General features: G+C 67.6%; 17 protein-coding genes. 16 read left to right on the forward strand and 1 reads right to left on the reverse strand.

What is annotated here, in order from left to right; genetic code table 11:
* Positions 1 to 17: 17 nt before the first annotated feature.
* The 16 genes from F0P95_RS01320 to F0P95_RS01395 all read left to right on the forward strand — a co-directional run bounded on the left by F0P95_RS01320 (position 18) and on the right by F0P95_RS01395 (position 22,344).
* The gene (locus F0P95_RS01320) at positions 18 to 2,351 is read left to right on the forward strand and encodes a heavy metal translocating P-type ATPase (protein WP_198422035.1); all 2,334 of its coding nucleotides are present in this window, start codon (positions 18 to 20) and stop codon (positions 2,349 to 2,351) included.
* Positions 2,352 to 2,395: 44 nt separating this feature from the next.
* Positions 2,396 to 2,818 (forward strand): hypothetical protein, encoded by a 423-nt coding sequence (locus F0P95_RS01325; protein ID WP_182335398.1) that lies wholly within the window; start codon positions 2,396 to 2,398, stop codon positions 2,816 to 2,818.
* A 127-nt stretch (positions 2,819 to 2,945) separates the two neighbouring features.
* Complete coding sequence (locus F0P95_RS01330) at positions 2,946 to 4,268, forward strand: TolC family protein (protein ID WP_232528724.1); 1,323 nt, start codon at positions 2,946 to 2,948, stop codon at positions 4,266 to 4,268.
* On the forward strand, positions 4,265 to 5,758 hold the full coding sequence (locus F0P95_RS01335; protein ID WP_055765270.1) for an efflux RND transporter periplasmic adaptor subunit: 1,494 nt from the start codon (positions 4,265 to 4,267) through the stop codon (positions 5,756 to 5,758). Before F0P95_RS01330 ends, F0P95_RS01335 begins: the two co-directional genes overlap by 4 nt.
* A 1-nt stretch (position 5,759) precedes the next feature.
* On the forward strand, positions 5,760 to 8,909 hold the full coding sequence (locus F0P95_RS01340; protein ID WP_182335399.1) for an efflux RND transporter permease subunit: 3,150 nt from the start codon (positions 5,760 to 5,762) through the stop codon (positions 8,907 to 8,909).
* A 172-nt stretch (positions 8,910 to 9,081) separates the two neighbouring features.
* Positions 9,082 to 9,594: a MerR family transcriptional regulator gene (locus F0P95_RS01345; RefSeq protein ID WP_198422014.1), complete on the forward strand. Its 513-nt coding sequence runs from the start codon at positions 9,082 to 9,084 to the stop codon at positions 9,592 to 9,594.
* Positions 9,591 to 9,920 (forward strand): DUF2933 domain-containing protein, encoded by a 330-nt coding sequence (locus F0P95_RS17640; protein ID WP_081759952.1) that lies wholly within the window; start codon positions 9,591 to 9,593, stop codon positions 9,918 to 9,920. The genes F0P95_RS01345 and F0P95_RS17640 overlap by 4 nt, the downstream gene beginning before the upstream one ends.
* Entirely contained in the window at positions 9,907 to 10,572 is a 666-nt protein-coding gene (locus F0P95_RS01355; RefSeq protein WP_024889943.1) for a methyltransferase family protein, read from the forward strand. The genes F0P95_RS17640 and F0P95_RS01355 overlap by 14 nt, the downstream gene beginning before the upstream one ends.
* 80 nt (positions 10,573 to 10,652) lie before the next feature.
* A complete protein-coding gene (locus F0P95_RS01360; RefSeq protein WP_024867875.1) occupies positions 10,653 to 11,072 on the forward strand; it encodes a hypothetical protein in 420 nt (139 codons plus the stop codon).
* Between the two features lie 81 nt (positions 11,073 to 11,153).
* Positions 11,154 to 12,539, forward strand: coding sequence for an MBL fold metallo-hydrolase RNA specificity domain-containing protein (locus F0P95_RS01365; RefSeq protein WP_162375437.1), 1,386 nt, complete (start codon positions 11,154 to 11,156; stop codon positions 12,537 to 12,539).
* On the forward strand, positions 12,536 to 14,053 hold the full coding sequence (locus F0P95_RS01370) for a thymidine phosphorylase family protein (protein WP_182335400.1): 1,518 nt from the start codon (positions 12,536 to 12,538) through the stop codon (positions 14,051 to 14,053). Before F0P95_RS01365 ends, F0P95_RS01370 begins: the two co-directional genes overlap by 4 nt.
* Entirely contained in the window at positions 14,050 to 14,964 is a 915-nt protein-coding gene (locus F0P95_RS01375) for a ribose-phosphate diphosphokinase (protein WP_182335401.1), read from the forward strand. Before F0P95_RS01370 ends, F0P95_RS01375 begins: the two co-directional genes overlap by 4 nt.
* Positions 14,961 to 17,423: a phosphoketolase family protein gene (locus F0P95_RS01380; RefSeq protein WP_232528725.1), complete on the forward strand. Its 2,463-nt coding sequence runs from the start codon at positions 14,961 to 14,963 to the stop codon at positions 17,421 to 17,423. The genes F0P95_RS01375 and F0P95_RS01380 overlap by 4 nt, the downstream gene beginning before the upstream one ends.
* Positions 17,420 to 19,030 (forward strand): ABC1 kinase family protein, encoded by a 1,611-nt coding sequence (locus F0P95_RS01385; RefSeq protein WP_232528726.1) that lies wholly within the window; start codon positions 17,420 to 17,422, stop codon positions 19,028 to 19,030. Before F0P95_RS01380 ends, F0P95_RS01385 begins: the two co-directional genes overlap by 4 nt.
* Positions 19,031 to 19,145: 115 nt before the next feature.
* Complete coding sequence (locus tag F0P95_RS01390) at positions 19,146 to 21,221, forward strand: heavy metal translocating P-type ATPase (RefSeq protein ID WP_182335402.1); 2,076 nt, start codon at positions 19,146 to 19,148, stop codon at positions 21,219 to 21,221.
* Between the two features lie 19 nt (positions 21,222 to 21,240).
* The gene (locus F0P95_RS01395; protein ID WP_162797638.1) at positions 21,241 to 22,344 is read left to right on the forward strand and encodes an acetate/propionate family kinase; all 1,104 of its coding nucleotides are present in this window, start codon (positions 21,241 to 21,243) and stop codon (positions 22,342 to 22,344) included.
* Positions 22,345 to 22,379: 35 nt separating this feature from the next.
* On the opposite strand, the gene F0P95_RS01400 is transcribed toward F0P95_RS01395, so the two are convergent.
* On the reverse strand, positions 22,380 to 23,567 hold the full coding sequence (locus tag F0P95_RS01400) for a hypothetical protein (RefSeq protein ID WP_232528727.1): 1,188 nt from the start codon (positions 23,565 to 23,567) through the stop codon (positions 22,380 to 22,382).
* Positions 23,568 to 23,748: the final 181 nt, after the last annotated feature.

A 23,748-nucleotide genomic window follows, 5' to 3' on the forward strand; every position in this document is an offset into this window, starting at 1 on the left:
CCGATCCGGTCTGTGGCATGCAGGTGGATCCTGCCAGCACGGCGCATCATGCGATCCACGCCGGCACTCCTTTCCACTTCTGCTCGGAGCGATGCCGCGCGAAGTTTGTGGCCGACCCTGATCGCTACCTGACGCCCCAGGATGAGCCCGAGGTGGCACCGGCCGGCGCCATCTACACCTGCCCGATGCACCCCGAAGTCCGCCAGGACCATCCCGGTACCTGCCCGCTCTGCGGCATGGCTCTGGAACCGGAGATGCCCGGGCTTGACGACGAGGCGAACCCGGAGCTCGTCGACTTCAGCCGCCGGTTCTGGTGGACGCTTCCGCTGACGGTGGCGACGCTCGTGCTGGCCATGTTCGGCCGGCATCTCCCGAGCCTCGAACTAGGCGGCGTGCAGATCCTGCCGCTGTCCATCCACGTGCAGACCTGGGTCGAACTGTTGCTGACCACCCCAGTCGTACTGTGGGCCGGCTGGCCGTTCTTCGAACGCTGCGTGCAGTCGATCCGCAACCTCCATCCCAACATGTTCACGCTCATCGGGATCGGCGTAGCAGCGGCCTTTGGCTACAGCTTGGCCGCCACCCTGGCACCTGGGTTGTTCCCGGCCTCGTTCAACGAGCACGGGCGCGTCGGCGTGTACTACGAAGCGGCGGCGGTGATCGTGTCGCTGACCCTGCTCGGCCAGATGCTGGAGCTGCGGGCGCGTTCGAAGACATCCGCGGCGATCAAGGGCCTGCTTGGGCTGGCGCCGAAGGAAGCCCGACGGCTCAATGCCGATGGCACCGAGGAAGACATCCCGCTGACCCACGTGCACGTCGGCGACCAGCTTCGCGTGCGGCCCGGTGAGAAGGTGCCGGTGGATGGTGAAGTGGTGGAAGGGCGCTCCAGCGTCGACGAGTCGATGCTCACCGGCGAGCCGATCCCGGTCGAGAAGACCGCGGGCGACCAGGTCATCGGCGCGACGCAGAACGGCACAGGTGCGCTGGTGATCCGCGCCGCCAAGGTGGGTTCCGATACCGTGCTCTCGCAGATCGTGCAGCTGGTCGCGCAGGCGCAGCGCTCGCGCGCACCGATGCAGCGGATGGCCGACACCGTCGCCTACTGGTTCGTGCTCGCGGTGCTGGCGATCTCGGTGGCGACCTTCTTCATCTGGGGCTTCTTCGGCCCGGACCCGTCCTGGACCTACGCGGTGCTAAACGCGGTCTCGGTGCTGATCATCGCCTGCCCCTGCGCGCTGGGCCTGGCGACGCCGATGTCGATCATGGTCGCCACGGGCAAAGCGGCGCAGGTCGGAGTGCTGTTCCGCGATGCCGAGGCGATCGAACACATGCGCCGCATCGACACCCTGATCGTCGACAAGACCGGCACGCTCACCGAAGGACGCCCGGCGTTCAAGGAAGTCGTGTCCTTCGACGGCTTCGACGCCGACCGGGTGCTGCATCTCGCGGCCAGCCTGGACCAAGGCAGCGAGCATCCGCTGGCCGACGCCATCGTCGCCGAGGCCCGGCGCCGGAACTTCGAGTTCGACCGCGTGGAGGACTTCGATTCGGTCACCGGCATGGGGGTGCGCGGAACCGTAGCCGGTCATGCGCTCGCCTTGGGCAATACCGCATTGATGGAGGATCTAGGCGGCAATCCCGGCGCGCATGTCGACGTGGCCGAGCGGATGCGTCGCGAGGGTTCAAGCGCCATGTTCCTCGCCGTGGACGGGCGCCTCGCGGGCCTTGTCGCGGTCGCCGACCCGATCAAGGCGTCGGCTGCGGTTGCCATCAACGAGCTGCAGGCCGCCGGGCTGCGCATCATCATGGCCACTGGCGACGGGCTCACCACCGCACGCGCCGTGGCCGCCGAACTCGGCCTGGACGAAGTGCATGGCGAGGTCCGTCCCGAGGACAAGGCCGAGCTGGTGCAGCGCCTCAAGCGCGAAGGACGGCGGGTGGCGATGGCGGGCGACGGCATCAACGACGCGCCAGCCCTCGCCGCGTCCGACGTCGGCATCGCCATGGGCACGGGCACCGATGTCGCAATGTCCAGCGCCCAGATCACCCTGGTCAAGGGCGACCTGCGCGGCATCCTGCGCGCCCGCAAGATCTCGCAGGCCACGGTGGCCAACATGAAGCAGAACCTCACTTTCGCGTTTCTCTACAACGCGCTGGGGGTTCCAATCGCGGCCGGGGTGCTGTACCCCGCGTTCGGGATCCTGCTGAGTCCGATGGTCGCGGCGCTTGCGATGAGCTTGAGCTCGGTGTCGGTGGTCGCCAACGCGCTTCGCCTGGCCAAGACGGCGGCAGTTCCGACACCACCAAGGGCGACCGCGCCGGACCATACCTCCGGTCTGGCCCCGGATTGATCTGGATCAGTTGCATCTGACCGAGCAAAAGGTAACCTCAAGCCATGATCCGCCGTCGTCACCGTAGCTGGTTCCAGCGCACCGTCCTCCTCGCGATGGCGGCATTGCTCTGGTCCCAGTTCGCGCTGGCCAGCCATGGCGGCTGCCTGGGTCTTCCGGGCACACCCGCCGCCGCAGTCGCGGCCGGCGCGGATACCCCCCACGACCACGGCCACGGCTGCGACGCGGAGCTTCCCTCGGCGGACAGGGCGGTGTGTGCCGCGCACTGCAGCGAGGGGGGTATTTCGGCCGACAGTGGGCGCATCCCACCGGTCCCGCCGCTGTTTGTCGGAGCGTGGGTCTCCTGGTTCGTCGTGGCCGAGGTCGCCGATGCCGGCCCAGGGGTCACGCCCAGCTGGGTGGAATCGCCCCCCAGGCCCGCCTGGCACCGCCCCACCGCCCATCCAGCGGCTCTCCTGCTGATCTGATGCCCGAACGCTGACTGCTCCGCACGCCTCTGTGCGGCGCAGTGCTGTGCGTTCGTGCCGTGCGCGTCACGGCATGTGTTCTGCCTCGTCCGAGCGACCTGCGTCGCGTCGGCCCAAGGACACTGATATGGCATCCCTGTTCGACCCGATGCAGGCCAGGCGCCTGCACCCTTACCCGCTGTTCCGCCGTCGGCCACTGCTCCGGCACCTGCTTGCCTGCGTGTTCGCCGGCGGCTTGTGGACGCTGGCGCTGCCCGCGACCGCCACCGAACCCATCCCGGGGCACAGCCTCGAGTCGATCCGCACCTGGGTTCTGGAACACAACCCCGAGCTGCGGGCCATGGACTTCGAAACCCAGGCCGCCGAAGCGAGGATCCTTCCCGCAGGTGCCCTGCCCGATCCGATGGCCTCGGTTGGATTCCGCGGCCTCGATCCGGACAAGCCCTGGCGCACCGCCGGTGCCGAGCGCGAGGTGAACTACGCGCTGCGTCAGCGCTTCCCGCTCTGGGGCAAGCGTGGTCTGGCGCGGACCGCGGCCAGCCAGGACGCGGTCGCGGTCGGGCTTGACCGCATCACCGCGGCGCGCGACCTGCTGGCAGAGGCTGAAGCGGCGTACGTGCGCTACTGGCATGCCGATCAGGCCGTGGCCGTGCTCGACCGCCGCATCGCCCTGCTCCGGCAGGTCGAGGAAATAGCCGGCGTGCGCTACGCCTTGGGTCGCGCGGCGCAGCAGGATGCCATCCGCGCCCAGGTCGAGCAGACCAGCCTACAGCGCGAGCGGATCGAACGCCTCGCGACCAAGCAGGAGGCGGCCGCCACCTTGAACGCGGTGCTGGGACGCCGTTCCGATGCACCGCTGGCGACTCCCGATGAGGCGCCGCGCCTCGTCGTCCACAGCGCCTCGCTCACCGAGGCACTGGATGACGCAAATGCGCACCCCGCGGTGCGCTCGCAGCAGGCCCGCGCCGAGGCCGCGCGCACGAACGTGGTACTGCAGCGTCGCAACCGCTTTCCCGACATCACCGTGGGCGTGGGTGCGATGCAGTACGGCAACGGCATCGAAAGCACCGAGCTGATGCTCGAGGTCGAGATCCCGTTCCAGCAGCGCGCCCGCCGCGAACGCGAGCGCGAGTCGCGCCTGCTCGAAGACGCGGCGCTGGCCCGCAGAGATGCCACGTTGCGGGCCGTCGAGGAAAGCGGCGCCTCCGCCTGGTCGCAGTGGACCAGCGCACGCGAGCGCCGCGCGCTGATCGAGAACACGCTGCTGCCGCAGGCCGACGCCACCTGGCAGTCCGCGCTGGCCAGCTACCAGGTCGGCGAAGTCGACTTCGGGACGCTGCTGGAAGCACTCAATGAATGGCAGGGCGCCGACCTCGCACGGGTCGATGCACTGCGTGACGAACTGTTGGGCGCCGCCGCCGTGCGCGCCATCGAAGGAGAGATCCGATGACCCGTGTCCAGACCCTGTCGCTCGCCATCGGCGTCGCACTCGCCGCACTCGCCGTCGGCTGGATGGCGGGCCGCGCCACGAACGATTCGCCCACCGCAGCCACGTCCGCCGAGGCAGCGGCCGCGGAACGCAAGGTGCTCTATTACCGCAATCCGATGGGCCTGGCGGACACGTCGCCGGTGCCGAAGAAGGATTCGATGGGCATGGACTACGTCCCGGTCTATGCCGACGACGCCCCGCCGGCGGCGCCGGGTACGGTGGTGCTGCCCCCGGACAAGGTGCAGGCGCTGGGCGTGCGCACCGAGGCGGTCAAGCGAGGAGCCATGTCCGCCACCGTGCGCACCAGCGGCACGGTCGAGGTCGACGAGACCCGGCAGTACGCGATCGCGCCCCGCTTTGAAGGCTGGGTGGAGCGGCTGTACGCGAACCAGACCGGCATGCGCGTCCGCGCCGGGCAGCCGCTGCTCTCCGTCTACAGCCCACAGTTGGCGGCGGCGCAGCAGGAATACCGGCTGGCCGACGAGACCGCCCGCAGGTTGGCCGGGTCCGATCCCGCGAGCGCGGCATCGATGACCCGCCTGCGCGATGCCGCACGCACCCGCCTGCGCAACTGGGAAATCAGCGACGCGCAACTCGGCAAGACGGGGCTGGTGCTCACCGCGCCCGCGGACGGGGTCGTGATCGAGAAGCCGGTGGTCCAGGGCGCACGCTTCGAGCCCGGCGAAACCATCCTGCGCCTGGCGGACCTGTCGACGGTGTGGGTGATCGCGAAGGTCCCGGCGGCGCAGGCCGCGGGCATCCAGCCCGGCCAGCCCGCACGCTTTGAAACCGTGGCCCTGCCGGGCCAGGTGGCCGAGGGCGCGGTCACCTTCGTGCAGCCCGTCATCGATGCGATGACGCGCACCGTGGATGTGCGCATCGCCCTGCCCAACCCCGACGGCGACCTCCGGCCGGGGCTCTACGGGACGGTGGTGCTGGAGGAGCCGGGTGCTGGACCGGTCCTGACCGTTCCGCGCTCGGCCGTGCTCGACAGCGGCACGCGCCAGGTGGTGCTGGTCGAGACCGGCCCCGGCCGGTTCGCACCGCGCGACGTCACCCTGGGTCGCCGTGGCGGCGATCGCATCGAAGTGCTCGACGGGATCGCCGAAGGCGAACAGGTCGTGGTCTCCGCCAACTTCCTGATCGACGCCGAAAGCAACCTGCAGTCGGCACTCCAGGGGCTTGAGGGTCATGCAGGACACGGCGCGCCTTCGGGCACCACTGAGGATCCACACGCCGGGCACGGTGAGGACGCCGTCGATCCGCACGCAGGTCATGTTGACGAGGTCGCTGATCCCCACGCAGGCCATGCCATACCGGCGACATCGGGAGATCCACCGGCTGCCGCCAGCGATCCTGGCGCGTCCGACGGCCATGACAGCCATGGCGACCATGGAACGATGAACGACCACGGCACACCTGCTCCCGCCACCAGCCACGAGGGGCACTGACATGCTTGGCCGTCTCGTTGAATGGTCGGTGCGCAACGTCTTCCTGGTGCTGCTGATGGCGCTGGCGATTGTCGCCGGTGGCATCTACGCACTGATGAAGACGCCGCTGGACGCACAACCGGATCTGTCGGACGTGCAGGTGATCGTGTTCACGGAGTACCCGGGGCAGGCGCCCCAGGTGGTCGAGGACCAGGTCACCTATCCGCTGACCAGCGCCCTGCTCGCGACGCCGAAGTCGAAGGACGTCCGCGGCTTCTCGTTCTTCGGCGCCTCCTTCATCTACGTCATCTTCGAAGAAGGCACGGACCTGTACTGGGCGCGCTCGCGCGTGCTCGAGAACCTCAACGTCGCATCGAAAAACCTGCCGGCTGGCGTGGCACCGGCACTGGGACCCGACGCGTCCGGCGTGGGCTGGGTCTACCAGTACGTGCTGCAGAGCGACCGCCACTCGCTGGACGAGCTGCGCGCGATGCAGGACTGGTACCTGCGTTACCAGCTCACCACCGCGCCCGGCGTGGCCGAGGTCGCCAGCGTCGGCGGTTTCGTGCGCCAGTACTCGATCACCGTTGATCCGCTCCGGCTGCGCGAGTTCGACATCCCGATTTCACGGGTGTCCGAGGTGATCGCCGAGAGCAACCGCGACGTCGGCGGCCGCGTGATCGAGATGGCCGAGACCGAGTACATGGTGCGGGGCCGCGGCTACCTGCGCGGTATCGAGGATATCGAGAGCCTGGTTCTGCGCGCCGAAGGGGGCGCACCGGTGCTGATCGGCGACGTCGCCCGGGTCGAACTGGTACCCGATGAGCGCCGTGGCATCGCCGACCTGGACGGCGAAGGCGACGTCGTGGGCGGGATCGCCATTGCGCGCTTCGGCGAAAACGCCCTGGCCGTGATCGGGGGGGTGAAGGAAAAGATCGCCCAGCTTGCGAGTGGACTCCCCGAGGGCGTCAGCGTCCAGGCGGTCTACGACCGCTCCGATCTCATCGTGCGCGCGATCAAGACGCTACGCACGACGCTGCTCGAGGAGAGCCTGATCGTCGCACTGGTGTGCCTGGTATTCCTGTTCCATGCGCGCAGCGCGCTGGTCGCGATCGTCATGCTGCCCGTCGGCGTGCTGATCGCGGTGATCGCGATGCGCATGCTGGGCATGAACTCCAACATCATGAGCCTGGGCGGCATCGCGATCTCGATTGGCGTGATGGTCGACGCGGCGATCGTGATGATCGAGAACGCGCACAAGCACATCGAGCGCTCCGACGGCTCCCGCAGCCGGACCCAGCTGATCATCGATGCCTGTCGCGAGGTCGGGCCGGCGCTGTTCTTCAGCCTGATGATCATCACCGTCTCGTTCCTGCCCGTGTTCGCCCTGGAGGCTCAGGAAGGTCGCCTGTTCAAGCCGCTGGCCTTCACCAAGACCTTCGCGATGGCCGGTGGCGCGCTGTTGTCGATCACGCTGGTACCGGTACTCATGCTGCTGTTCGTGCGCGGCAAGATCGTGCCCGAGCACAAGAATCCGGTGAACCGGTTCCTGGTTGCGGCCTATCGGCCGGTGATCAACGTCGTTCTGCGGCATCGCATGGCCACAATCATGTTTGCGTTGGTCGCCCTGTTTGCAAGCCTGTGGCCTGCATCGCGGCTGGGCAGCGAGTTCATGCCAACCCTCAACGAAGGCACGCTGCTGTACATGCCCGCGTCGCTTCCGGGCATGTCGGTGACCAAGGCCTCGGAGCTGCTGCAGCAGCAGGACCGGATCATCAAGGGCTTCCCGGAAGTGGAGTCGGTGTTCGGCAAGGCGGGCCGTGCCCTGACGGCCACCGATCCCGCACCGCTGGAGATGTTCGAGACCGTCATCAACCTCAAGCCCGAGGACGAATGGCGGGACGGCATGACCACCGACAAGCTCATCGCCGAGATGGACGCGGCGCTGAAGTTCCCGGGCGTCGCCAACTCCTGGACGATGCCGATCAAGGCGCGCACCGACATGCTGGCCACCGGCATCCGCACGCCCGTGGGCATCAAACTCTTCGGCACGGACCTTGAGCAACTCGACGCGCTGGCCACCGAGATCGAAGCCGTGGTGCGCGAAGTGCCGGGGACGACCAGCGCGTTCGCCGAGCGCCTGACCGGCGCCTACTACCTCGACATCACCCCCGACCTGGGCCGCCTGGCGCAGTACGGCGTAACCCTGGGCGAGGTGCAGGACGTGGTGGCGGCCGCGCTCGGCGGCGAGATCGTCACCACCATCCTCCAGGGCCGTGAGCGCTTCAGCGCGATCGTGCGCTATCCCCGCGAACTCCGCGACGATCCGCACCGGATAGGCAGCCAAGTCCTGGTGCCGGTGCCCGGCGGCGCCCAGGTGCCGCTGGGCGAACTGGCGCGGATTGAGGTCAGGAAGGGTGCGCCGAGCATCCGCACCGAGAACGCGATGCTGGCGGCGTACATCTACGTCGACACCCGAGAGAGCGATCTCGGCCGCTACGTGAAGGCTGCGCAGGAAGCGGTCACCGAGCAGGTGCAGTTCCCGCCTGGCTACTACGTGACCTGGAGTGGACAGTACGAATACATGCAACGTGCCGCGGAGAAGATGCGTGTCGTCGTTCCGGTGACGCTGGCGCTGATTTTCCTGCTGCTGTACCTCAACTTCCGCCGTGTCACCGAGTCGCTGATCGTGATGCTGTCGGTGCCCTTCGCACTGGTCGGTGGCATCTGGCTGATGTGGATGCTCGACTACAACACCAGCGTCGCGGTGATCGTGGGCTTCATCGCGCTGGCCGGCGTCGCCGCGGAAACCGGCGTGGTGATGCTGATCTACCTCGACCACGCACTTGAAGCGCGTGCCGCGCAGAGGCAGGCCGAAGGCCGGGCACTGGATTCACGGGACCTGCGCGAGGCCATCATCGAAGGCGCGGTCGACCGCGTGCGCCCGAAGATGATGACCGTGGTCGCGATCATGGCGGGCCTGCTGCCCATCATGTGGAGCAGCGGTACTGGCTCGGAAGTCATGCGCCGAATCGCTGCGCCGATGGTAGGTGGCATGGTGTCTTCGACCATCCTCACCCTGGTCGTGATCCCGGCGCTGTACTCGCTGATCAAGCAGCGGCAGCTGGCCAGGAAGCCGCACCCCTCCTCCGCACTACCCAAGGAGAAGTAGTGATGGGGCCGTTCAACGCAGGCAGGGACCGACGGTTCATGCAACTGTGGCCGCGAACATCCGTCCGTCTACGGCCAATTCGCGCGTTACTGGCTTCGCCCACCGCAAGGCCGGTTGACCTGTGTGCGAGACACAGGTCTAGCCTGATCAACACCTCGCCGGGAGCAAGCCGATGACGACCAAGGAAGAAGTGACGCTGCCGCTGATGACGGTCCGCCAGCTGGCACGGCAGGGCGATGTCACGGTGCATGTGGTGCGCAACTACCTGCGGCGCGGCCTGCTGCAGGCGGCGAGGCACACCGAGAACGGCTACCAGCTGTTCTCGGCTTCGGAGCTCCAGCGCCTGCGCTTCATTCGCACCGCCCAACAGCTCGGCTTCACGCTGGCGGAGATCGAGGAAATCGTCCGCCACAGTGTTCTGCGAAGGAGTCCCTGCCCGCTGGTGCGCGACATCATCCGACGCAGACTCGAAGACACCCGCCAGCAACTGGACAACCTGCTGGCCATGCACGGGCGGATGGAGCATGCCGTCCACGCCTGGACTTCGCTGCCGGACTCCATCCCGACTGGCGACGATGTCTGCGCATTGATCGAATCCGTTGCAGCCGCTGAGGGCGGCGGATTCGTCAGGTCCACCCCGGGGCGACTCCCTGGACGCCGCCCCACTCAGGAGAACTTGCCATGACTGTTCCTGGTCCTGCCACCTCAGGGTCCCGACGTTGGGTCTTCTGGATCTTCCTGGCGCTGGCCCTGTTCTATCTCGGCGTCGAGCACCGCGCCCACCTTGCGGGGACGCTCCGCTGGCTGCCGCTGGCCATCTTGCTGCTGTGTCCCTTGATGCATGTGTTCATGCACAAAGGGCATGGCGGTCATGGAGGCGACGGAAGTCATGGGCGCGACGGCAATGCCGACGACCCACCCCATGGCCACCATCAGAGCCGTCGGAACCGGGCATGGAACGACGAAACGTCCGACACCTCGAACGAAGGACACCGACATGCACGCACCTGACTCCGGCTACGGTCTTTGGCTCCTCGCCGCCATCAACGCCGCGTTCTTCATCTTCTTCGCCTGGAGCTTCTACAAACCGCTGACCCGTTGGGACTGGCGTGGGTTCGGTATGTTCTCCGCCTTCGTCGTGGCCCTGTTCGCGGAAATGTATGGCTTCCCGCTGACGCTGTACGTCTTGGGCGGGTGGCTCAGCGCCAACTATCCGCAGGTCAACTGGCTCAGCCACGACGCCGGCCATCTGCTGGAGATGTGGTTCGGCTGGCGCGCCAATCCGCATTTCGGTCCATTCCACCTGGCGAGTTTCATCCTGATCGGCGGCGGGTTCTGGCTCCTGTCGGCAGCCTGGCCCGTGCTGTATCGGGCACAGCGTGAGGGTCGGCTTGCCCGGGAGGGCGTGTATGCACGCATGCGTCACCCGCAGTACGTCGCCTTCGTACTCGTACTGACTGGTTTCCTCCTGCAGTGGCCCACGCTGCTCACGCTCGCCAGCTATCCGGTGCTGGTGTGGGCCTATGCCCGCCTCGCGCGTCGTGAGGAGAGAGATTGCCTGAGCCGCTTCGGCGAGGACTACGTGAGCTACATGCAGGAGGTGCCGGCCTTCATACCGCGACGCCGGCGCGGTCCTGTCCGATCGGCGGGGGAAGTCCGATGAAGGCCGACCGTCGTGTTCCATCCCTTTGTGCTCTCGCAGTCTCGCTGTTTCGCCTCACATCCATTCAAGGAGTCCACACAATGAACAACGTCACACATGCCGCCTGTTTTGCTGGCCCACGCACCAATCCCAATCGCTGGTTCGCCGCGCTGGCGCTGGCGGGCGCCTTTGCCTTCTCCTTCGCACTGCCGGGGGCTGCTTCCGCGAGCGAAGGCGGGTTCCGCCACAACGTGTTGATGCGCGGCCAGGTTCTGGAGACGCAGGACGACACACTGGTGGTCTGCGTCGGCAAGGCCGACGGAGCCCAGGTCGACCAGGTGCTGGATGTGATCCGGCACAAGCGCCGTAACCGCGGTCCCCGGGATATCGGGCCGCGCTTTCGCCGGGAAGCCGTCGGTCAGGTGCGCATCACCGGGCTGTTCGACGACCACTACGCAGAGGCTGAAGTGATCTCCGGAAAGCCCAAGGTCAATGACATCGTCGAGCTGATTCGACCGTGAGCAAGCCACGCGTCCGGCGCGATCTGCGTCGGACGTGTGCCCGCTGTCCGCCATCACTTCCTGCCAGAACCGGAGCTCATCATGACCTCGACTTCCCGCCCGACGCTGCAGTTCCTCGGTGCCGCCGGTACCGTCACCGGATCGCGCTACCTGGTCGAGGCCAATGGCCAGCGCGTGCTGGTCGACTGCGGTCTCTTCCAGGGCTACAAGCAGCTGCGCGACCGCAACCGGGCACCGTTCCCAGTCGATCCGGCGTCCATCGACGCGGTGGTCCTGACCCACGCCCATCTGGATCATTCGGGCTACCTGCCCGCGCTGGTCAAACAGGGATTCCGCGGCTGGATCCACTGCACCCACGCCAGCGTGTCCCTGTGTGGCCTGCTGCTTCCCGACAGCGGGCACCTGCTTGAAGAAGAGGCGAAGTACGCAGCCCGCAAGGGGTACTCCAAGCACAAGGAACCTCGACCGCTTTACACCGAGGAGGACGCCCGCCGCAGCCTGAAGCAGCTCAAGGGGCATGACTACGAGCGCGACATCGAGGTCGCGTCGGGCTTCAAGGTCCGCTTCCATCCCGCCGGCCACATCCTGGGCGCCGCACACCTCAGCTTGGACGTCCAGGGCCAGCGTCTGCACTTCAGTGGCGATCTGGGGCGTCAGCAGGAATCGCTGATGAATCCGCCCACGCCGCTGCCCGCCTGTGACGTGCTGGTCTGCGAGTCCACGTATGGCGACCGCGAACACATTCCCATCGACCAGGAAGCGGAACTGGCGCCCATCATCCGCCGCGTTGCGGCCCGCGGGGGCGTGATCGTCATCCCCGCCTTTGCCATCGGCCGCGCCCAGGCGCTCATGCTGCATATCTCCCGGCTGCGCGAGCGCAAGGAGATTCCCCGCGTGCCGGTCTACCTCAACAGCCCGATGGCGATCAACGCGACCCGGCATTACCACGCCCACCATTCCGAACACCACGTGTCCGAAGAGGACTGCCAGCGGATGTTCGACGTGGCCACCTTCGTCAACACGGTGGAAGAGTCGAAGGCGCTCAACCGCCAGCGCGGGCCGATGATTATCATCTCCGCCAGCGGCATGATCACCGGTGGACGCGTGCTTCACCACATCGAGGCGTTCGGCCCCGATGACCGCAACGCGATCCTGCTCGCCGGCTACCAGGCCGGTGGAACACGCGGTGCCGCGCTCGCGGCGGGCAAGCCCAGCTTGCGCATGTTCGGTCGCGAGGTGCCCATGCGCGCCGAGGTGGTGCAGTTGCAAGGCTTTTCCGGCCACGCCGACGCCGGGGAGCTGCTGGACTGGATGCGCACCGCGCCATCCGCGCCGCGCGTCGTCTATCTCACCCATGGCGAGCCCGATGCAGCCGACACGTTGCGCGGGCGCGTGCAGCGCGAGCTGGGCTGGCGGGCGCGCGTGCCCGAGCACCTGGAGCGCGTGGGACTGGAGGATGCGCAATGACCGGGCAGGCCGCAGGCCATACCCGCCTGCGCGTCACCCGTGCCGGCATCGACACCTACCAGCAGCCGGTGGTCTACATGCATCGCGACTGCGAAGTCTGCCGCTCGGAGGGCTTTGCCGCGATGACACGCGTGAGGCTGGACGTGGACGCCCGCACGTTGGTGGCGACGCTGAACGTGGTTGTCGACGATCGGCTTGGCCTGGATGAGATAGCCCTGTCGGAGGCCGCGTGGACGCTGCTGGATCCCATGCCCGATGCCTTGGCCTGGGTCGGGCATGCGGAACCCGCGTCGTCGGCAGGCGCGCTCCGGGCCAAGGTATTCGGCGCGCGGCTGGACGACGCGCAGTACCTTGCCCTGGTGCAAGACGTGATGGAAAACAGGTTGTCGGACCTGGAGCTTGCCGCGTTCGTCACAGCCAGCGCCGGCGACCGCCTGGACCACGCGGAGACGACCGCGCTGACGCGCGCCATGATCGCCGTCGGCCAGCGCCTGGACTGGGGCGAAGGGCCGGTGCTGGACAAGCACTGCGTGGGCGGCCTGCCGGGCAATCGCACCACCCCGATCGTGGTGGCCATCGTGGCCGCGCTGGGCTACCGCATTCCGAAGACCTCGTCGCGCGCGATCACGTCTCCGGCAGGCACCGCCGACACCATGGAAGTGATGGCGCCGGTGGCGCTCGACCTGGCGGCGATGCGGCGGGTGGTGGAGCGCGAGGGCGGCTGCATCGTCTGGGGCGGCAACGTGCGCCTGAGCCCGGCCGACGACATCCTGATCCGGGTGCAGCGGCCGCTGGACTTCGACAGCGACGGCCAACTGGTCGCCAGCGTGCTGTCGAAGAAGATCGCCGCCGGCTCCACCCACGTGCTGATCGACATGCCCGTGGGTCCAACCGCCAAGGTGCGCAGCGAGGCTGCGGCCCACAGTCTGGGCTCACGGCTTGCGCACACCGCGGCTGCGCTTGGATTGCAGCTGGGCATCCATCGCTCCGACGGCACCCAGCCGGTGGGCCGGGGCATCGGCCCGGCGCTCGAGGCGCACGATGTGCTCAAGGTGCTGCGCAACGCAGCCGATGCACCCGCCGACCTTCGCGAACGCGCACTTGCGCTGTCCGCGGCGCTGCTGGACATGGCACCGGGCAGCAACGCCGGCACCGGACTGGAACGCGCGCGCAGCGTGCTGGATTCCGGGAGGGCGCTGGCCAAGTTCCTGGCGATCTGCGAAGCCCAGGGAGGCTTCCGCGAACCGGCGCGGGCGCCATTCACCGCCGACGTTCCGGCATCCGCGTCGGGCCGCATCACGGAAATCGACAACCGCAGGCTGGCCAAGCTGGCCAAGTTGGCCGGCGCACCCACATCCCCCACCGCCGGCCTGGAAACGAGTCTGCGCGTCGGCGATGCGGTCGAGCGCGGACAGCCTCTGCTGACCCTGCATGCGGAGTCTCCGGGCGAGCTGGCCTATGCGCTGGAGCACGCCGCCACCTTGCAACCCTTCGTCCTTGGAGAGGTTCCATGACCCGTGTGCTGATGCCTTTCCCGGCCGATGCAGCATTGGCCAGCACCATGAACCAGGCTATGCAGGCGCGCATTGCACCTGTGGCTTGGCGGCACTTTCCCGATGGCGAGTCGCTGGTGACCCTGGAGGACTCGCTGGCTGGCGCGGATGTGGCCATCCTGGCCAGCCTGCGCCACGCCGATGCTTTGGCCCTCCCGTTGCGCTTCGCCGCCCGGACCGCGCGCGAGTTCGGGGCTCGTTCGGTCGGCCTCATCGCACCCTACCTGGGGTATATGCGCCAGGACACCCGCTTCCATCGCGGCGAGGCGGTCAGTACACCGCTGTTTGCGCAATTCCTCGAAGAGGCTTTCGACTGGCTGGTGACCGTGGACCCGCACCTGCACCGCGTCGAGCGCCTGCAGTCGCTCTACCGCATTCCGACGGTCCACGTATCGGCGACGCCGGCCGTGGCCCGCTGGATCGCTGAGACCGTCCCCGACGCTGTGCTGATCGGCCCTGACAGCGAGAGCGAGCAGTGGGTAGCGGACATCGCCGCCCTGTCCAGCATGCCCTACCAGGTGCTGGCCAAGGAGCGGCACGGCGACTACGACGTGCGCGTCAGCCTGCCCGACCCGGCAGCCGTGGCTGGTCGGACTCCGGTGCTGATCGACGACATCGTGTCGTCCGGCCACACGATCCTGGAGACCCTCGCACACCTGCGCCGGTTGTCGTTGCCGTCGCCGTTGCTGGTCGCTATCCATCCGGTGTTCGCAGGCGACGCCTATGCCCGCCTGCAGGAGGCGGGCCTGGCCCGCATCGTCAGCACTGACACCATTTCCCACCCCTCCAACGCCATCGCGCTGGGTGCGGACCTCGCCGCCGCGGCATCGACGCTGATGACCGCTTCGACCGATTCCCCGGAGGACCCATGAACCTGCATCTCAACTGCTGCACCGCCGACCAGCTGTCGGCCGCCGAGCGCCAGCGGATCCTTGAACTCGCCGACGCCCACCGGCAGGCCGATCCCGCGTTCGCCCACTGGGCGGCCGGCTACGGGGTGATCCGACATGACCCGCTTACCCAGCTCCGGGTCCGCCAGATGGTGCACGAGCTGGTCGCCCTGGGCCGCACGCCGGATGCCGGCACCGCATGGCAGCGGCTCGCCGCGGCCGACCGCGTCACCAGCGCCGGCATGTGGCTGGTGGCGCACATGACCTACAGCCAGCGCGTTCGTACCGACGGCGCAGCCCTGGAGGTCGATGATTTCAAGACCACGCCTGAAGGCCACACCGGCGGGTCCCTCAACATGGTGCCCGCCTACGCCGGCTACCTGCTGATGGATTCCCTGGATGGCGTCACCCGCGCGTGGATGATGGGCCAGGGGCACTGCGTGGCCGCCATCGACGCGCTGAACGTGCTGGTTGGCAACATGACCGACCGGCACGCCGAACGTTACGACCGCACCGGCGAAGGGCTGAGCCGGTTCGTAAGCGACTTCTATGCCTACACCCTCAATCCGGACGGAACGCCGGCGTCGCCCCTCGGCTCCCACGTCAATGCGCACACCGCCGGGGGCGTGATGGAAGGCGGCTATCTCGGCTTTGCCGAGCTGCAGTACGTGCATGCGCCGCTCAAGGATGAACGCCTGGTCGCCTTCCTCAGCGACGGTGCGTTCGAGGAACAGCGTGGCAGCGACTGGGCGCCACGCTGGTGGCGCGCCGAGGACAGCGGACTGGTCAGCCCGATCATCATCCTCAACGGGCGCCGCATCGAACAGCGCAGCCAGATCACCCAGCAGGGCGGCGAGCGGTGGCTGGACCGGCACCTGCGATTGAACGGCTTTGATCCGATCGCGCTGGACGGGCGCGATCCGGCCAGCATCGCGTGGGGCATCCACGTGATGGAGTCGCGCCTGCAAGCGGGCGCCGCTGTTCCCGCCGACGTGCGGCTGCCCTATGGCATCGCCGAAACCGTCAAGGGCTTCGGCTTCCCCGGCGCCGGGACCAACGCCTCGCACAACTTGCCGCTGCCGGGGAATCCGGCGAAGGATGCCGCGGCGCGCACGCTCTTCAATGAAGCCGCAGCGGCGCTGTTCGTGGCCGCGTCGGAGCTCGAGCAGGCCGTTGCCGCACTCAACAGCCACGATCTCCAGCAGCGGGTGCGCGAGCGCGACCATGCGCTGGCCGATCGCCAGGTGGAACCGCCCCGCGTCCCGGCGATCGCCGACCGCGGCGCCGGCGGTGAGAGCTCGCCAATGACCGCACTCGACGAGCAGTTCGTCGCCATCGCCGAGGCGAATCCGGGACTGCGGGTGCGCGTGGGCAATCCCGATGAGCTGCGCAGCAACAAGCTCGACCGGACCCTGGACGCGATGAAGCACCGGGTGCACGAGCCCGAGCCCGGCGTCGCCGAATCGCCAACCGGCGCGGTCATCACTGCGCTCAACGAAGAAGCCGTGGTCTGCGCGGCGCTCGGCAACAAGGGCGGGCTAAACCTGGTGGTCACCTACGAGGCGTTTGCACCGAAGATGCTCGGCGCCGTACGTCAGGAACTGATCTTCGCCCGCCACCAAGCCCAGGCCGGGCGCCCACCCGGCTGGCTGGGCGTGCCCCTGGTGCTGACCTCGCACACGTGGGAGAACGCGAAGAACGAACAGTCCCACCAGGATCCGACCATGGCCGAGGCACTCATGGGCGAAATGGCCGACATTTCGCGCGTGGTGTTCCCGCCGGACGCCAATGGCGCTGCCGCCGCCCTCGCCCGCGCCTACGCGCAACGGGGCACGGTCACCACACTGGTCGTTCCCAAGCGTCCGGTGCCTCATGAGCTGACCCCGCAGCAGGCCCAGGCACTGGCCGAGACCGGCGCAACATGCCTCGCCGGCGATCCGGAGACGGCGGCGATCCTGCTGGTGGCCACCGGCGCGTACCAGCTGCAGGAAGTGCGCCGCGCACAGGCGCGTCTGGCCGCACGCGGAATGTCGGCCGCGATCGTCTATCTCGCCGAACCCGGCCGATTTCGCGCCCCGCGCGATCCGGAGGAGGCAAGGTACGTGCACTCCGACAGTGCGGTCCAAGCGCTGTTTCCGGTGGGCCGGCCGCGCGTATTCGTTACCCACACCCGTCCGGAGCCCTTCCTCGGTGCGCTGCGCCGACTCGACACCGGCCCCACCACCACCGCGGCGCTGGGCTTCGTCAACCGGGGCGGCACACTGGACGTGCCGGGCCTGCTGTTCGCCAACCGCAGCACCTGGGCGCACGTGGTTGACGCGGCTGCGGGCGTCCTCGGCGAGTCCCGCGACAACCTGCTGTCCGAAGCGGAGCTGGCGGCCGTGGATGGTCGCGGCGATCCGACCGCCATCCTGCGCGCGGAAGCGGGGCCGGCATCGTGAGCCGGCTCGCGCTGATGGCGGGCACGGTGCGCCGCGGAGGCCAGATCGCCTGGGCCGGACTGACTCTCGGGGTCGCGGTGTTGCGCCTGCGCCGACGCAGACCCGAACGGCTTCCCGCGTACGTCAGCGCCACCCTGGTGGGGCTGGGTACCACCTTCGTCAAGCTGGGCCAGGGTTTGAGCCTGCGCTGGGACCTGCTGCCGGCGCCCTATCGCGAGGCATTGTCGCGGTTGCACAGCGACGTGCCGGCATTTCCTGCTGACCAGGCCAGACACATGGTCGAGCATGCGTTCGGCGCCTCCGTCGAAGAGCTTTTCGCCAGCTTCGATGACCATCCGCTGGCCGCCGCGTCGGTGGCTCAGATCCATCCGGCACGCATGCATGACGGTCGCGACGTGGTCGTCAAGGTCACCCGGCCCGGCATCCACGCTCAAGTGCAGGCTGACCTGCGGCTGCTTCGACGCACGCTGCGCGTAGCCCAGTGGATCTGGCCGCCTCTGAAGCGACACCGCCCCCTCGAACTGGTGGACGAGCTGGGCGCATTCCTGCGCGATGAAATCGACATGCGTCACGAGGCGCAGAACATGCGCCGCATGGCGAAGGTGCTCGATGCCCTGCCCGGCATCACACAGCCACATGTCGTTGAGCCCTACGCCACACGCGACGTGCTGATCCAGGATCGTAGCCACGGCACCCGCCTGGAAGCCGCTTATGGAACGGCGGCGGCTCCCGCACTGGCAAGGGCGCTGCTCGGTGCCTACGTGCATCAGCTCTTCGGCGCCGGCGTCTTCCATGCCGACCCGCACCCGGGGAATCTGTTCTTCTTTGACGACGGTCGCCTGTGCCTGCATGACTTTGGCTCGATCGGCGTGCTCGACCCTGCATCCCGGCTCGCGCTCGGCGGCATGGTCGAGGCCATTGCGGCCGACGACGCCGAGGGCGTGCTGGATGCAGCGATCGCCATGGGCTTCTTCCCGCCGCAGGTCGACCGCCGCTCGCATGTGCGCGAGATCCACCTGATCCTGGCCGAGATGGCCAGCCGTCCGCTGGCGCAGTGGTCCATTGCCGAGGCAATCTGGCGCGTGGCACGCATTGGGCAGGGCGCTGGCTTCCGGCTTCCGGCCCACCTGCTGTCCCTGATCCGGACGCTGTTCCTGGTCGAGAACACGCTGCGGGCGCTGGATCCGGATCTGGACCTGCTGGGGACGCTGTCCGCGCAGGCGGCCGCGATCGCCGACATTGCCGAAGCCAGCCGCCCCAGCGGCAACAGGCCGCTTGCCATGCGGCTGGCCCGCACTGCGCGCCAATTGCCACAGATCGCCACCGACCTGTTGCGGCAGGCGCAACTGAGCGACGGACGACCCGCCTTCTCCGTACACCACCATGGCCTGAGTTCCACGCAGGAGGCAATCGCGCGCACGGGCAACCGGCTGGCGTTGGCCCTGGTCACCTTGGGCCTGTACGTAAGCGGTGCGCTGTTGAGCCTGCATTCCGACGGCCCGCAAGTGTTCGGTCACCTGCCTGTCATGGCGGTGCTGGCCTTCACTGCAGCGGGCCTGCTATCCCTGCGGCTGGTAATGGCCATCGCCAGATCGGGGCACCTGTGACCAGCCGGAGCAACGAACATCGGGAATGGCCGATTTCCCGACAGTCTGTTTCAAAACCCCTGATCTATCTCCCCGCTGACGCCCAGTGCATCAGTGCATCCAGGAAGGCAGACCCATGACGCAACACAACCACCATCATCAAGATCACCAGGCACATAGCGAACAATCGCCTGTTTCCCGCAAGCGTGGCGATGGCGATGCCCATGCCGGGCACGACAAGCATGCCGGCCACAGCGCGGCGGGCTTCCGCGACAAGTTCTGGCTCACGCTGCTGCTGACCATCCCCACGTTGATCTGGAGCGGGATGATCCAGCATTGGTTCGACTACACCGCACCGCAGTTCCCGGGCGCGGCGTACATCCCCGCGATGTTCGGCACGGTCGTGTACTTCTACGGCGGCTCGCCGTTCCTCCGCGGCGGATACCAGGAACTGCGCAGTCGTTTGCCGGGGATGATGACGCTGATCTCGCTTGCGATCACCGTCGCCTTTGTTTACAGCGCCGTGGTCACGCTCGGCCTTGTCGAGGGACTGGATCTGTGGTGGGAGCTGGCGACGCTGGTGGCGATCATGTTGCTCGGCCACTGGATCGAGATGCGTTCGATCAACCAGGCACAGGGCGCTCTCAAGGAACTCGCGAAGCTGCTGCCTGATATGGCGGTGCGGTTGGATGAGGCCGGTACCGCGAAGGAAGTCCCTGTCGCGGAACTGAAGCGCGGCGACCTGCTGCTCATCAGGCCCGGCGCGAGCATTCCCGCCGACGGCGTCGTGAAGGAAGGGACCAGCGCCGTCAACGAAGCGATGATCACCGGCGAGTCCAAGCCGATGGACAAGTCGACGGGCGACCGGGTGATCGCCGGCACCGTCAACGGACAGGGCTCGTTGCGTGTCGAGGTGACGGGAACCGGCGACGAGACCGCGCTCGCGGGTATCATGCGGCTCGTCGAGCAGGCCCAGACGTCGCGCTCGCGCGCCCAGGCCCTGGCGGACCGGGCGGCGTTCTACCTCACGATCATCGCCATCGTCTCCGCCGCGGTTACCGCCATTGTCTGGCCACTCCTCGGTCGACCGTGGAGCTTCACGATCGAGCGCGTAGTGACCGTGCTCGTGATCGCCTGTCCCCATGCGCTGGGTTTGGCCATCCCGCTGGTGACCGCCATCTCGACCACGATTGGCGCACGGAACGGCCTGCTCGTGCGCGATCGACGCGGCCTGGAAGAGGCCCGTTTGCTGAACACGGTCGTGTTCGACAAGACAGGCACGCTCACGCTCGGTTCGCACCGCGTCGTAAAGACCACTGCCGCCGATGGACTCACCGACGACGAGGTGCTTCGCGTGGCCGCGTCGGTCCAGCGCGACGCTGAACATCCGATCGCGCAGGCGCTGATGACCAGCGCCAAGGAACATGGCATCGACGTTCCGATGTCGCAGGACTTCGAGTCCATGCCGGGACGCGGCGTGCGCGCAGTCGTCGAGGAGCGCTCGCTCCACGTTGGCGGGCCGGGTCTGTTGAGAATGCTCGCGGTCGAACCGCCGGAGACGCTTCGGCGGGCTGCCGAATCAGCGGCAGCCGATGGTCAATCTGCAACCTACCTGGTGGAAGGCGACCGGGTGCTCGCCGTGTTCGCGATCGCTGACGCCATCCGTCCCGAATCGTTCGATGCGGTCAAGCGTCTGCACGACAACGGACTGGAGGTTGTGCTGCTGACTGGTGATTCCACCGCAGTCGGCAATGCGGTCGGGAAGGAGCTCAATATCGACACCGTCTTCGCCGAGGTCCTGCCAGAGGACAAGGTGGCAAAGATCGAGGAACTGCAGGCCCAAGGGAAGCGCGTCGCGATGGTGGGCGACGGCGTCAATGACGCGCCGGCGCTGCTCACAGCCGACGTCGGCATCGCCATCGGCACAGGGACGGATGTCGCGGTCGAGGCTGGCGACGTCGTACTTGTGCGCAGCGACCCGCGCGACGTCCCTGCGATCATTGCATTGAGCAAGGCGACCTATCGCAAGATGATCCAGAACCTGTGGTGGGCCGCCGGGTACAACATCGTCGCCATCCCGCTCGCTGCCGGCGTTCTCGCTGCATGGGGGATCATGCTGCAACCCGCGCTTGGTGCAGTGCTCATGTCGCTGAGCACCATCGTGGTGGCGATCAATGCGCAGCTGTTGCGCCGGGCGGTACGGTCCCCATGAACATGCACTGGCGACACCTATGACCACGCGCCGGCTTCTGGCACTCAACGTTGGCTCGTCCACCCTCAAGGGCGCGTGCTATCTGTTGCACGCTGAGGGGCCAGGCGCGCAGCCACGCGTCGTGGAGCGCTCCCGGGCCGAGATTGCCGTCGGCGCGGATGCGCAAGAGCGACTTGCCACCCTGCTCGAAATATTGTCGATACCGGCGCCCGGCCCCGACGTGGTGGTCCACCGAATCGTACATGGCGGCGACCTGCGCAACGCCAGCGAGCTCGACGAAGATGTACTTGCGAAACTGGATGCCTTGGTGCCATTCGCACCCTTGCACCAGCCGGTCGCCCTCGCGTTCGCGCGTGCCGCGCGCCTGCGTTGGCCGCAAGCCCGCCAGGGCGTGGCCTTCGACACGGACTTCCACGTGACACTCGCACCCTGGAGCCAGCGCCTGCCCATCCCCGAAGCATGGGATGCGCTGGGCGTCCGCCGCTACGGTTTCCACGGACTCGCCTTCGCCTCTGCACTGCGAGTCGTGGCCAGCCAGGACGCCGGAATCCTGCGGAGCCGCGCCGTCTTCGCGCATCTGGGGGGTGGTTGCAGCGTCTGCGCCGTCGAGGACGGTCGGAGCCGCGACACCACCATGGCGCTCACTCCGCTGGGGGGAATCCCGAGCCCTACCCGCTCCGGGGATCTCGATCCCGGTGCGTTGCTGTACCTGCTCAGGCACGAACGGCTGGACGCGCAAGCGATTGAAGATGGTTTGTCCCGCACTGCAGGTCTTGCCGGCATCGCCGGGCACGGCGATATGCGCGTGCTGCTTGCCGATCCTGGCCCGCAGGCCCAGCTTGCCGTGGACCTCTTCGCAGTCCGGATCGCGCAGTCCATCGCGGCCATGGCCACGGGAATCGGCGGACTCGACCATGTCGTCTTTTCCGGCGGCATCGGCCACCGCGCGCCGGGTCTGCGGGCGCGGATCATCGCGCGCTTGGGCTGGCTTGGCCTGGCGCTGGCACCTGACGACAACGATGCTGGGGCCACGCGGATCGATGCCGCGAGCGGGCCGGCCATCTGGAACGTCGCGATCGATGAGGAACGCGAGCTGGCCGAATCAGCATTGGCCTGGCTGTAGTCCACGGCATACCGCCAGGGCGGCCCCAGCCAGGATTACTCGCCGATCAGTGGCGTCGTGAGCACCGCTGCGAATCCACCACCTGGGGTGCGCATGTTCGTAGTCTGGCCCTGATAAAGCCGGGCCGCGAACAACAGCACACCCGCCTCGGACGCGAAGCAGCGCACGTCCGCCTTGAGGGACTGGCCCCCATGCACGATCCGCATGCTCGGTGGCGCGAAGGCCTGTGCGATGTAGGTCGCCGACGCCATCGACTCCCACGTTCGCCGGGTGAGCTTGTCGCCCCGATAGCTGCCACGGCTGCCGAACCCTGCTGCAGGCTTGAAGAAGTAGCCGTTGCGCGCTGCCCACAGCGCATCCCGGTTTCCGGGGACGACTTCAACCGTTGTCGGGATCACCTCGGCCAGCAGGGCTGTCAAACCCGCATCGACCCCAAACCCGCCGAGCAAAGCCGCGTCTCCAAGCACCGCCAGGTTGCGCTTGTCGGCGAACAGCGCGTGCGCACGCGGATGCGGGGTGAGTGCGACGTCCCCTGCGAGATAGGCCTGACGAAGGTCCGCATGCGAAGCTTCCTCAAGCGCGAAATCGGTCAACCTGTTGTAGACCATGTCGATCGGGCCGTCGGCATCTGCAAGCCCCTCCGGGCCGAACCTCAGATCCTCGGGCGCGCGTATCACGCAGTCCACGCCGTGCTCCCGGAATGCGTCCGCGTACAGCTCGAACTCGGGGTAGAGGAACTGCTCCCGCGGGGCGCTGTCCACGATGGCCACACGGGACGGCGCGCGGCCCGACTGCTGCCGGGCATCGTCAAGCCAGGCGGCTACAGCCGCGCTATGGGCCTCCGTCGCCGTGGTCCAGGTGGTCCACGCAGTCGGCGCGCAAGATCTCACGGCATCGAGCAGCACGGCATTGAGGAGCAGCCCGCCTGGATTGGTGTTGACCTCGATCAACCGCGGGCCGTCGACGGTCAGGTGAAAGTCCAGCCCCAGGACGCCACCCGCCGAACCCGGGTAATGGGTTGCGATGTCGGGGGCCCATTGCAGGACGCGCTCGCGGTATCGTGGATTCTCTGCAACTTCGAAGAGCGCCGCCGCGACTCGCCCCATGGCATCCAACGCCGCACGGTCGACGAACAGGGCGTACCGAGAGAACAGATGTGCGTGAACGGCCGGGTCAGACATGGACTCCGAGAAGGCGGCCCGGATCGACTCGTGCAGCCGCAAGACGTCGACTACTTCGCATGCACACCGCTGGTTGAGCGAGGCACCCACTGAAGTGGCACAGTTGATATCGCAGCCTGATTGGCCAGTCATTATCGAAGACTCCTTAGATCTACGCCTCAACGCGTTCTGACTGTTGCACCGTTCATTCCAAGCTTAGAGTGTTGATGCTTTCCCGCGGAGG

Origin of the sequence: Stenotrophomonas acidaminiphila (genome assembly GCF_014109845.1) — a bacterium.
GTDB classification, from domain to species: domain Bacteria; phylum Pseudomonadota; class Gammaproteobacteria; order Xanthomonadales; family Xanthomonadaceae; genus Stenotrophomonas; species Stenotrophomonas acidaminiphila.